Source organism: Paenibacillus sp. CB74, assembly GCF_055687625.1.
Genome location: NZ_CM146009.1, coordinates 6767553 through 6779821, shown reverse-complemented (window position 1 = coordinate 6779821; position 12269 = coordinate 6767553). Strand labels below are relative to the sequence as shown.

Genomic DNA, 12269 nt, shown 5'->3' with positions numbered 1-12269 from the left:
AACGAATGATCGTCAGCCCCTTCCTTATACCTTGATTCGTTCGCTTAGCCGCAATGTCTCCCCACCCTGCACTTCAACTACCTGCTGATCTGCCGTGAACCAAACCGGGATGGCAGACGGATTATGAATGATGGATCGATCGGCTGAACACTCCAGTCGTTGCACCGCTTTCCAATAGGCAATCACTTCGATGTTCGTGGCGTACCAGATGTCGTTCCTGCGACCAATCTGCTCACCAAACTGTTCGATGATCTCCCAGTTGTCGTTATCATTGAACTCATAACTGTGGCCCCAGACGTAGAGTAATAGTGGTGTACCTGTTTTGGAATGTTGGATAAAACGTTCAGCATGCCCCGCCAGATCATGGTTATGATGACAGGTCGGATGCCATTCAAGCGGCCGGTCTGGCAGTGTGTATTTGCCATGAGATTCAACGGTACGAGCATAGTCGATGCCGAGCCACGCAAGCTTTGTACTTAACGTACGGTCGTATCCTCCATTGGGATAAGCCATGCCTCGTACCGGATAACCGACGAGCTTCTCCAACGCTTTTCGGTCCTCGATAATCTCTTCGGTCAATAGTTCATTCGGAACATAAGGCAGCGTAGGGTGAGTAACCGTGTGAACGGCCACTTCATGACCCGCATACAGTTCAGCAACTTCCCACGCCTCAATACGTCCTGGATTACCCAGGGTACCGGAGTTCAGATTAAAGGTTCCCCGTAGACCATACCGATTACAGATTTCCACCAGTCTGCGATCATGCACCACTCCGTCGTCATAACTTAGCGTTAACGCTTTCATCACACCACCTGGATAGCGGTCAAACTGAATACGATGTCCCATCCCTTACTTCCACTCCTTTATCCTAATTCTTCAACAGGTACATGACCTGCATCCTGTAATTGATGATGTTCCGAATCAAAATACGTACCTTCCAGCAGGCCGATCAATGTATTCGTAATCCGCACTTCAATGTCGTTGTCTCCCCAACGCAACCAGGAGGCCTCTCCCTTCCAGCGATACGGAGACCAGCATCTCACACCCAGACTATGTCCGTTCACCCGCACTTCCACCACATCCTGCACACGCCAATCGCTAAATTCCATTTCAAACGAAGTAATATCTTCCCCTGGCTCATCCAGCCAGAACGTGCGTTTATAACTCATTTCCCCGGCAAAATGAGGATACAGCGGCTGAGGTTCAGGTCCGATGCGAAGGGCTGTGTCTGACTCCCGCACGAGCGAAGCGATGCCTTCATGATGAAACTCCACCCCGAATCTCCCTTGCAGATATAAGGGATCAACGATACCATCCTCATCTTTGGTCACCTGCACAATCACCGTCATTTCATTGAGACCGCTGTGTAGCCATTCCGTAATATCACAAGCGATATTATTGTGGTCGGTTATTTCGATTGGATCGAATTGTTCTTTTTCAAGTGGTTGCCCATTAATCTCCATCGACCAACTGCCCGAAATCGTCGCTTTATCCAGGAATAACAGGCATGCAGGTAACGCCGTTCTTAGCTCAAATGTGGTCGTATAACGGCACTCGATCGGGTAAGCAACGGATGCCTTTTTCGGTGTGCCAAATACCTGACTAAACTGGACTGGCAGATGCTGCTGCTCCGATAATTCTGCTGCCTGATCAATAAACGGTTTCACAGCTACATGCTGGCTTTCCAGTATTATTCCGTTAGCATTGGTTGCCTGAAGATGGAATTGTCCCATTCGCAGGATGTTAGGCTGCACCGTTTCCAGTCGCCATGGTCCCTCCGCAGGAATACTGATCTTAGTGGCTTGCTTCACTTCTGCTGAAACATCCGTTTGGAATGTCGAATTTATTGGGTCTGCTACATCCACCTTCCCTAGTCCCGTCTCTACCTTCACTGGTTGTAAAGTAAGGCGTACAGCATGCGCTTCGTAAGGCGCCAGCGTTAGTGTGATGCACCATTCCCCGCCACTACTCGTATATGGCAGTGCCTGAAGCTGTCCCGTCTCCAGATCAAGTCGTTCTGCCACGAGACAAGCACCATCTGTCAGCTCCGCTCCATCCCACAGCTGTCTGGCGACCAGCTTCAATTGCCCTCTTAATTCCTGCCCCTCCTGATTGGTCAAAAAAACCATATGCTCCCTAGCCGACAATTGACGGGTGTGCATCAGCAGAGAGGCACTTTCCTCCTCCATGATCCAGCAGATGGGTTCAGGCAATACCTGATCGAGCAGGAGAGAGATTAGCTCCAGCGAAAAGTCATCTCCCTGCCCTGTTCCTGCGGGTAGAAAATAGGCATTCCCCTCACCTTGATGCCACATGGTTTCACGGTTATCGTGATCGGTTGTCACGCTACGGCCCCAGTACACCTCTTGCGGCTGCTCGCCCGCACCAAAGAACTGGGCAGCTTCATCTCCCTCCGGACTTCCCGGCTGGATAGCAATATGCGGAGGCATCCCAACAGAAATGGCGGTCCCTCCCTGCTGAACGAATCGCTTCACCTGTTCCCAGGCCGCGATCTCCAGATTCAGCATCGGTGGCAGAATCAATACGTCATAACGGGCAACGCCAATCTGAATGATACCATCCGTTAAGTCAGCTTCAGCCAGCAATTCGGGATCAAGGTGGTCATAGTCACGTCTGTTTTCGAGCAGATGGGTCGTGATTCGCATCCAGTCCTTCGTCAGACGATTCAATTGCACCCGTTCTGCTTCGTCTTCGCCGCTATACTCGAATCCATGCAGCGGATTACCCATCAGACTCCAGAATGTCGTCGTTGGGTCAAGTACAGCAATACGAATGTCTGCTGCTCCGGTGCTCATGAGATAGCTCAACCGTCCGGTGTAATCCCCCAACTGCCGGAAATGCTTCCAGTAGGGATTTTGCAAAAATTGAGACGGCGGTGCATCATGCTTCGCAAGCCCACCGATTGTATAAAAAAAGGCGTGAAAATTATAGAAATTGGTGCCCATGGCGGCCATGCGGTCAATCATCCACTTGGCATCCTGTAGCGTCATGGACCAGCCTACACTGTGGAAACATTCAATCAGATTGCGGCTTCGGCCCAGTTGTCTGGCAAGCGAACTGACCATCTTGGGATTGTCACGCATCTTTTGGCCATATCGTTCCAGAATCCACGATAAGGATCGTCCGATTTTCTCATGTGCTGAATCACCGCCTGGCATATGGCTGAACAACTGGGTGGTCATCCGTACGCCAGGTACCTCAGCCGCGTAATTGATTCCTGCTTCCTCACACCAATCATGCACCTGTTTGTGATAGGACTCCCTGAGAAGCAGATGCAGGGACTGATAGTAGTCATACCGAATCCGGTACGCGTCCGGAACATCAGCATATAACAGGGCCGGTAGCGAATCGATCAGACTATAACCACAACGCTCACTGAAATAACAGGGAAGCTGTTGGGACCAGGGGATACGGCCCAGCGGTGCGATCTCATCCGAGAACATGCCTTTGATTACGCTCTCAAATTGATCTCCAACCGCTGCCTTATAACGCTCATGTGTCAGTTCAATAAAACGACTCATCGCTTCCTTATGGCAAGGATCAACAAAGTTGCCGTAATATTTGAAATCATCGATCTCCATCTCTTGAAATATAATCAACTCCCAATCACCCTCGGGCACATCCCACAACAATCGAAACGCTGTTTGGTAGGTGAAGAACCTCTTCCGGTTATACGAGGTGAGTCCGGTCTCCTGATACACCTGGTCCGTCTGGATATTGCCAATTTTATTTCGCAAGTCAATGAATTCATGCCACAACCGTTTGCCCTGTGCATCCTTGGGAATTGCCTTGGCAACCAAGACTCGTCCCCATGGCAGCTCCAGATTCACAGCTTCTCCGCCCTGAACCATCAGTTGATGATGGATGAGCTGACGCTGCTTGGCTTCAGGAAAATCAAGAGTCACTTCCCCGCCAGCCATTCCACTCGGATAAGGATACTCGTCATATAACCATACCTGCATGCCGTGAGCGGCCGCCGCTTCCACTGCAATCCGCACCTTATCAAACCACGCTTCGGAGAGATAGGGAATTTGCAGTCCTTGACGTGGACAGATAAAGAATCCACCCACGCCTTGCACGGCCATCTCAGCCACCTGCCGCTTCATCTGTTCTTCTTCCATATCCCCGTTCCAGAACCAAAAGGGATGAACCCGGTACTGCGCCTCGGGATTACTAAATGCATCCCCGTTCCACATGTCGCCTTCCTCCCTGCCTGTTCAAGAGTATCGTTGGTCTCCAACTACTTCAGTGCAGCGTACAGTTCATTGACTTCTTTCACATAATCATCTCCGCCGTTGTTCTTCCACAGGGTAACAGCATCTTCGAATCCTTTCTCATCAATCTGACCTACAATATATTTGATACGTGCATCGTTAATGATATTGTCCAGCTGCGGCCCTTTCTGAGCATAAACATCAGAGATCAGCGGTTCGCCAGGATTGGCAATGACAATCTCTTCGTTGGCTTTCTGTACCTGTGCAACTTTTTCACGGACAGGTGTCTGTTGCACGCGAAGGGTTTTGTCCTCCGGTACAAACATCAATATCTGATTCAAGCCCTGCAGATCGCGGAGAGCAAGCTTGTCAGTGGAAGGAATGATGTAGTTTTCTTTTTTCTCATACTGCTTGCCTTCCAGTCCATTCCCAAGCAGCGCCTGCAATTCTGGTTCATTGAGTTGGTCCAGGAAGCGCAGTACCTTCTTCAGTTCCTCTTCCGTTTTGACACTGCCTTTGGAGATGGCAATCATTCCGGAATATCCGGACGTTGGCATATCACGCAGCCCCTTCGGACCTTCCATGGCTTGCAGCACATCGACACGTCCTGTCGCATTCGGATCTTTATCCAGTATCTTCTGGTCCATGCGCTGGGCATTATCTGCTACATCCACCATGACACCCGCTTGCCCATTCACAAATGGATCAGGCAGTTTCGTTGCATCCATCACGGCAAAGTCCTTGTTCACCAGACCCTCGCTGTAGATCTGACGGAAAAATTTCAGGGCTTCCATGTATTCCGGTGTCTCATGTGCAGGGATTAGACCCCCGTTGCCATCCTCTCCCCATTTGTTGGGGGCACCGAACCATACCTGCATGTTATCCCACGGTCCCGTGAATTTGCTGGCTACCAGACCGTACGTATCATCCTTTCCGTTACCGTCCGGGTCATCCTTCGTGAACGCTTTCAATACATTGTAAAATTCATCAATCGTCTTCGGCTCTTCCAGCCCCAGATTCTCCAGCCAGTCCTTACGGATAGTCACCCCATTACGTCCCAGAGGGCGAGCCCGATATATCCCATACGTTTTGCCATCGATAGAGGCATTGTTGGTGATGATTTCATTCATCTGGCTCAGATTTGGATAGTCCTTCAGATAAGGACCCAGTTCCCAGAATGCCCCTGTCCGGGCTGCATTGATAAAGCTTGGGGATTTACCCAATACGACCATAATTTGCGGAAGTTTGCCCGAAGCCAGTGTGATATTGAATTTGTCCTCATAGGAACTGCTGGGCACCCATTGCAGATTGACATCAACCTTGGTCAATTCCTCCAGCTTCTGAATCACAGGGCTGTTGTCCGGCGGATTCTCCGCTTCAAAGTTCGGCAGCATAATCGTGAGCTGATCGGTGCCACCCGCAGCAGTTCCTGAATCTGCCTTGTCCGTGGAGCATGCGCCCAGAATTGTACTAAGTACCAGTGACGCAGAGAGTAGCAATGCACCTTTTTTGAATCCCGTTTTTTGTCCCATACGTTCTCCCCCTTGGCTTTAGCCTTTGATTGAACCTAACATGACACCTTTGGCAAAATGCTTCTGCAAAAACGGATACACCAGCAAAATTGGAATCGTACCTACAACGATTACCGCCATTTTGATCGACTGCTCTGGTGGCTGTACAAAATTAGGGTCCATGTTTGCCATATCTCCGACACTGGCTTGCGAGAGCAATACGATCTGTCTCAGCATGACCTGCAGCGGCCATTTGTCACTGTCGGAAATGTACAGAAGTGCCGAGAAAAAGTTGTTCCAATGTCCCACGGCGTAAAACAAGGCAAACGTGGCAATGACCGGCTTCGATAAAGGCAGTACGATTCGCCACAGCACGCCGAGATCCGAACAGCCGTCGATGCGGGCCGCTTCCTCCAGCCCTGGCGGCATTTGCTGAAAAAAGTTTTTGACTACTATTAAGTTAAACGCGCTGATCGCGCCAGGAAGCATAAGGGCCCAGTAAGAATCGAGCAGTCCCAGTCCACGAATAACGAGATACGTCGGGATCATGCCACCGCCGAATAACATGGAGAAGATCACCATGTTCATCATGACGTTACGGCCCCAGAAGTCAGTTCTGGATAGTGGATAAGCCATCGTTAAGGTGAAGAACAGATTCACCAGTGTGCCTGCCACCGTGATGAAGATGGAAACGCCAATGCTGCGAAAGATCGTGGAAGAAGAGAAAATATACTCATATGCACTGAAAGAAAATACCTTCGGAATAAGGAAAAAACTCCGTTCGGTGATCTCGGCTTCCGTTGCGAAAGAATTCCCTATAATATACAGGAAAGGAAGGACAGTTAATATGCCCAGAATCCCCAGCATGACGTAATTGAAGATATCAAATACCTTGCCGGCAGGGCTGTTGTATAGACGGCTGTTCATGGGCGCTCCTCCTTAATAAATTCCGGGGTGACCGAATTTTTTCGCAAGTTTATTACTGCCAAGCACCAAAATGATGCCCACCACAGACTTGAATAGTCCAACAGCGGTACTGTAACTGAAAGCCCCTTGCGTAATCCCCACCGTGTACACATACGTATCAAATACGTCTGCGACATCCCGGTTGAGGGAGTTGGTCATGAGATAGATCTGCTCAAATCCGGTATCCAGAAAGTTTCCCAGTCTGAGAATGAGCAAGATGACTATGGTCGTACGAATCGCGGGAAGCGTAATATGCCACATTCGCCGCAATCGTCCTGCGCCATCCACAATGGAGGCTTCATACTGTTCCGTATCCACACCGGCGAGGGCCGCCAGGAAGATAATTGTGCCCCACCCCATCTCTTTCCACATCATCTGAACAATAATGAGTGGTCGGAACGAACCCGGACTGGAGAGCACATCAATAGGTTTGCCTGTAATCCAGGCGATCAGATCATATAAGACTCCGCCCTGCGGGGTCAGAAACACGTACGTGATACTCGCGATAATCACCATGGATACAAAGTGGGGTACATAGACCAGCGTTTGAATGGTTCTTTTGAAGAATGCAACCCGAATTTCATTTAATAACAAAGCGATAATGATGGGTGCCGGGAAAAAGAAGATCAGATCATACAGCGCAAGGACCAGCGTATTGCGTAATAGTCGGAAGAAGTCCGGGTTGGAGAAAAAGTTCGTAAAGTTCTCCAGCCCCACCCAGTTGCTCTCCCGGATGCCCAGAAAAGGCTGGTAGTCCTGAAAAGCAATGATGATTCCCCACATGGGCAAGTATTTAAAGATGACAAAGTACAAAAAGCCGGGAAGCACAAGCACATATAACCATTTGTTTCGTTGGATCTGCCTTTTCCAGTTCGACTCTCGTCTCATGGGCCTTGTTGCCATATCCGCTTGAGCAGTGGCAGTGGCGTTGGTGTTCCAGTCTGTCTTCCCCTTCATCATGTCTCCCCTCCCCTAGTTATGTAAGCGTTATCAATAATCCTGATACTCAGACTATACAGCCCTTCTTTTTCCGGCAACCTTCATTTTTTGCATCGCTACGACTTGATGGTCTAGAAGCCCGCTATAACGCCATTCTTCCTTGATATTGGACATATCGTAGCAGATAGAATTGCACATTTTTGCAGGTTTATCCTTCTTTGTATGACGGTAAAAAAAGAAAAAAACGACATCCGCTAATGCTGGATGCCGGTCAGAAATGACAGACGGATGAACGGTTATTGTCCAAACCATTGTTCGCGATACTGACTCGGGGTAATGCCCTCCTGTTTCTTGAAGATCCGATTAAAATAACTATGCTGATAGCCCACAGCCGCCGCAACATCATTGATTTTCATCGTTGTCTCCCTTAACAATTGCTTCGCCGCATCCATTCTCACACGTGTCAGATAATCAATAAAATTGATGCCTGATACCTGTTTGAATGCCTTGCTCAGTGCATAGGGTGTCATCTGCTCCGCGTCAGCGCAGTTTTCCAGCGAAATATCGCTACGATAATGGGTATCGATATACAACATTGTACGTTCCACCACCTGTTTCAGCGGTTCCTGGGATCGTGCTTCAATCTCTTGGATATACGGTGTGAATACCTCATTCATCATCCATTGTCTCATCTGAAAAGGTTCACGAATACCGGATAGCCGTTCATACATGTTGCAACCACCAAACAGCTTATAAGGTGTCACTCCCGTTTGCAGCATCATGTGCTGAATACTGCCGAGTAATTGCAGCATCATCTGCTGCACCTGAAATTCGGTACTACCCGTCCGCGTAATCTCGCTCATGAATTGTTCCAGCACACGTTCCGCTTCGTCCTGCTTGCCCAGCCTGATCGCCTGCAGCAACTCACGTTCCAGTCCAAGCGGATAGGAAGCTGCTTCGTTTCTGTGGAAACACGCCTCATCCTCCAGATCGAGTATCTGACTTCCTTCCTCCACACTGCGATATGCCACGGCCTGTTCCATCTCGACGAATCGTCCGGGCAGTTCCTGAAGTGAAGCTGCTGGGCGGCTGATCATCAAGGTCACCTTCATTTTGAGCGTTCGTCCAATCACCTCCACGAGCTCCTGTCCCCATAACATCGCTTGTGACTTCACAGGTTCGTCCTGAGGAGCGATCACAAGCATGGCGGAAGACAGGTCATGAAAGTTCATGACACTGATCTGCCTGAAATGATTTTTTGCCACTTCCTGTGTGATATTCACTGCTGCAAAGGTGACTAAACCCTTGTCCTGGCTTCCGAATCTGCCTTGCAGCTGCTCGTATCCCGTAAAATACATCTGCACCAGCAAATACTGCTGACCCTCCAACTCAAATCCGAGATGACGCATCCGCTGCTGGAGATCCTGCTCGTTATAGGCATATAAATGTCCCTGCACAAGTTGTAAGACAAAGCTGTCGCGCAGATGGGGAAGCTGCTCCTGCAACTGGCGATGTGCCGTTACACTGCGGGAGGTCAGTTCGTTCCATTGTTGCTCCAGCAGCTCAAACTCGTCCAGCTTCTCATCCGTTGGTGTAGTTTCGTTTCTGCCAGGCGTAAGCAGGTGCAGCATCCGTGCTACAGGCGAATAGATGCGGCGGGAAGCAAACCAGGATAACAACAATCCCAGGATGAGACTGCCTGCACTCGCAATGACGATGATCTTGGATACCAGCTTGACGGGCGAAGTGACTGAGGTCAAAGGTGCTGCGGAGACGTACGTCCAGTCCGAATCAATCCGACTCAACGAGCCATACGAGACAGAATAGGTCTGATCCTCATATCGGAACAGGAATGAGCGGCTATCGGCATGCAGGGCCACTTCTTTTTTTAGCTGCTGTTCAAAAGCAGAAGTCTCCCCCGCCGTTCCCGGATTCCCTGTAACCAGTGTGTTGCCTTCCTGATCCATAAGGAACGTTAAACCTTCATCATAAGGCGTAAGCGTTTTCAATAAACTGGCGACTTTCTCGTTATCCAGCGTAATAATCAGTGCACCAAATGGATTCATGCTCTCCCCTGGGATCTTATGTACGAGAACGAGTGCATTGCCTGCATCCGTATGCAGTAGACTATTGTTGGTCGAAGGGGCGGTATCTCGGTTGATGCCCGAAACCCAGTCTGTCCAGTACACGTGGTTGCCCATGGAGAGATAACGATCATACGCTTGTACTTTGGCATCATCATTCAACTCGTTATAATCCCGATTAAACAAGATCGGCTTCGGTTCCTGCAAATATAGCTGTGCTGACTTGATCAACGGGTGGGAACCTTGTAGTACATATAATGTAGTGACGATCTCCTGCGTTTCATTAAAATAATACACAAAATCCAGCGTTCGTAACGCATTGCCAAACCTCGGTTCAAAAGCCCAATGAGATAAGTTCATCTCCAGATAGGCCAGTTGATCATCCACATTGCGTGCCCGATTCTCGATCTGGTTCTGATGCATCCGATTGAATTCGGTTTCCATCCGGCCAACCACCTGTTGATACATCACGATACCTGTGATTAACCCGGGAATACTGGCAATGAGTAAAATAAGCATAAGGCTGTTTCGATAAAATCGTCCTTTATGTCTTCCTGCTTTGAAATCGGATAACCGCTTGAATCTGCCCAATATTCGATCATTCCTCGTCGGTTCCATCGCTACTCACCTGCCTGCTTGCATCGGGTCTGACTGTCATGGAAACTTCCTCAACTCCCTTGAGAATATATGGATGAAATCCTTTTCTTGTATTATACGCATAATCATCAGGTGAATGAAATGATCTGTAACCGATCATTTTTTTAACCAATGTTTTATTAACATGACAAAATGGATTACAATGAGATAAAGCAAACATCAAGGAGGCCTTTTTAATGAAAGAACAGACTTACTTTGAACAAAATAGAGAAAAACACCTGGCAGAACTGAATGAATGGTTATCCATTCCAAGTATCTCCGCCATTTCTGAGCATAAAGAGGATGTTAATCGTGCAGCACAATGGGCAGCAGATGCGCTCACACGTGCAGGCATGGAAAACGTAGAGGTCATTCCAACGGCTGGACATCCGATTGTCTATGCAGATCACCTGCATGCACCCGGCAAACCGACAGCTCTGATCTATGGTCATTATGATGTACAACCTGTAGATCCCCTTAATCTGTGGGACACGCCTCCTTTCGAACCTACCATTCGTGATGGCAAGCTGTTCGCTCGTGGTGCAACGGATGACAAAGGACAGATCTTCCTACATATCAAGGCTGTAGAAGCCATTCTCGCCGAAAACAAAGAACTTCCGGTTAACATCAAGTTCTGTATCGAAGGTGAAGAGGAAATCTCCAGTCCGAACCTGCCCATCTATCTGAATGACAATACGGACAAGCTGCGTGCAGACATGATACTGATCTCGGATACGTCCCTGCTTGAAAAAGGGAAACCGGCGATCTCCACTGGCCTGCGTGGTCTATGTTCGCTTCACGTGGATCTGAACACAGCCAATACCGACTTGCACTCCGGTTCATTTGGTGGTGGTGTACCCAACGCACTTCATGCACTCGTATCCCTGCTCGCATCGTTGCATGATGAGCAAGGCCGTGTAAGTGTAGATGGATTTTACGATGGCGTTCTGCCACTGTCTCCTGAGATGAGAGAAGAATTTGTGAAACAGGGCTTCAATGAAGAACAGCTTCGTCAAGACCTCGGACTGGAGCAATTGTACGGCGAAGAAGGTTATTCGTTCGTGGAACGTGTTGGCGCTCGTCCAACATTGGAACTGAATGGGGTATGGGGTGGTTTCCAGGGCGAAGGCAGCAAAACGGTTATTCCGAAGGAAGCTCATGCCAAAATCACCTGCCGCCTCGTAGCGGACCAAGACCCACAACATGTATTGGATCGTATCGAAGCACATCTGCGCGCTCACGTTCAACCGGGTGCAACCCTGCATGTGAAACAGATCGAGAAAGCTTTTGCTTTCAATATCGATCCTGCCAATCCCATTCTGCAAAAAGCGGCAGATGCATATGAGCATGTGTATGGCGTTCGTGCCCTCTTTACCAAAGATGGCGGTTCCATTCCAATTGTTGAGAAGCTCTCACGTGTACTCGAAATCCCTGCTGTGATGATGGGCTTTGGTTTGCCGGATGAGAATCTGCATGCACCGAACGAGCACTTCAACCTGGAGAACTTTGATAAAGGGTTGTTGACGATTGTTCAGTTCTTGAAGAGTTTGTAATCATCACGTTTAAAACCAGTTCATACTGAGAGCGTGCGGACGTGACGTTCCGGTGCCGAATCGTTCTTTCGATCGCTGTTATCGTCGGATTTCCTTGATTCCCTTTCTAAAGGGAGAAATCCGGGGATAGCATATGCTTCCGAAGTAGCTTTCTTGCAGAAAGCTTTTAGGCGAACGCTCCGCTTCTTCAGAATCGATTTCGTCCCCTACACTACGTTGCAGCTCTCGCAGACTGATTTTAAGATTGAGCCTAACTATTTATATGGGTTAGGTAATAGGGACAGTAAAAGGACGGCCTTCGGGTCGTTCTTTTTTTATTTGATTTTGTTTTAATTCTTTGTTTAT

Annotated in this window: 7 protein-coding genes; 1 reads left to right on the top strand and 6 read right to left on the bottom strand. The window is 48.9% G+C overall.

Annotated features, from left to right (window positions below; translation table 11 throughout):
* Nucleotides 1-24 precede the first annotated feature (24 nt).
* The 6 genes from ACX9NY_RS29885 to ACX9NY_RS29860 form a co-directional block, all read right to left on the bottom strand.
* Nucleotides 25-846 (bottom strand): polysaccharide deacetylase family protein, encoded by an 822-nt coding sequence (locus ACX9NY_RS29885; protein ID WP_339257081.1) that lies wholly within the window; start codon nucleotides 844-846, stop codon nucleotides 25-27.
* A gap of 17 nt (nucleotides 847-863) precedes the next feature.
* The gene (locus ACX9NY_RS29880) at nucleotides 864-4217 is read right to left on the bottom strand and encodes a glycosyl hydrolase (protein WP_472476622.1); all 3354 of its coding nucleotides are present in this window, start codon (nucleotides 4215-4217) and stop codon (nucleotides 864-866) included.
* Between the two features lie 44 nt (nucleotides 4218-4261).
* Nucleotides 4262-5767: an extracellular solute-binding protein gene (locus tag ACX9NY_RS29875; RefSeq protein WP_472476621.1), complete on the bottom strand. Its 1506-nt coding sequence runs from the start codon at nucleotides 5765-5767 to the stop codon at nucleotides 4262-4264.
* 18 nt (nucleotides 5768-5785) lie between these two features.
* Nucleotides 5786-6673 carry a carbohydrate ABC transporter permease gene (locus ACX9NY_RS29870; protein ID WP_472476620.1) on the bottom strand — a complete coding sequence of 296 codons (888 nt, stop codon included), beginning with the start codon at nucleotides 6671-6673 and terminating at the stop codon, nucleotides 5786-5788.
* 12 nt (nucleotides 6674-6685) lie between these two features.
* On the bottom strand, nucleotides 6686-7615 hold the full coding sequence (locus ACX9NY_RS29865; RefSeq protein WP_339243194.1) for an ABC transporter permease: 930 nt from the start codon (nucleotides 7613-7615) through the stop codon (nucleotides 6686-6688).
* 332 nt (nucleotides 7616-7947) lie between these two features.
* Entirely contained in the window at nucleotides 7948-10353 is a 2406-nt protein-coding gene (locus ACX9NY_RS29860) for an AraC family transcriptional regulator (RefSeq protein ID WP_472476618.1), read from the bottom strand.
* A 215-nt stretch (nucleotides 10354-10568) separates the two neighbouring features.
* On the opposite strand from ACX9NY_RS29860, the gene ACX9NY_RS29855 reads away from it, so the two are divergent.
* Nucleotides 10569-11924 carry a dipeptidase gene (locus tag ACX9NY_RS29855; RefSeq protein ID WP_339237208.1) on the top strand — a complete coding sequence of 452 codons (1356 nt, stop codon included), beginning with the start codon at nucleotides 10569-10571 and terminating at the stop codon, nucleotides 11922-11924.
* The last annotated feature ends 345 nt before the right edge of the window (nucleotides 11925-12269 follow it).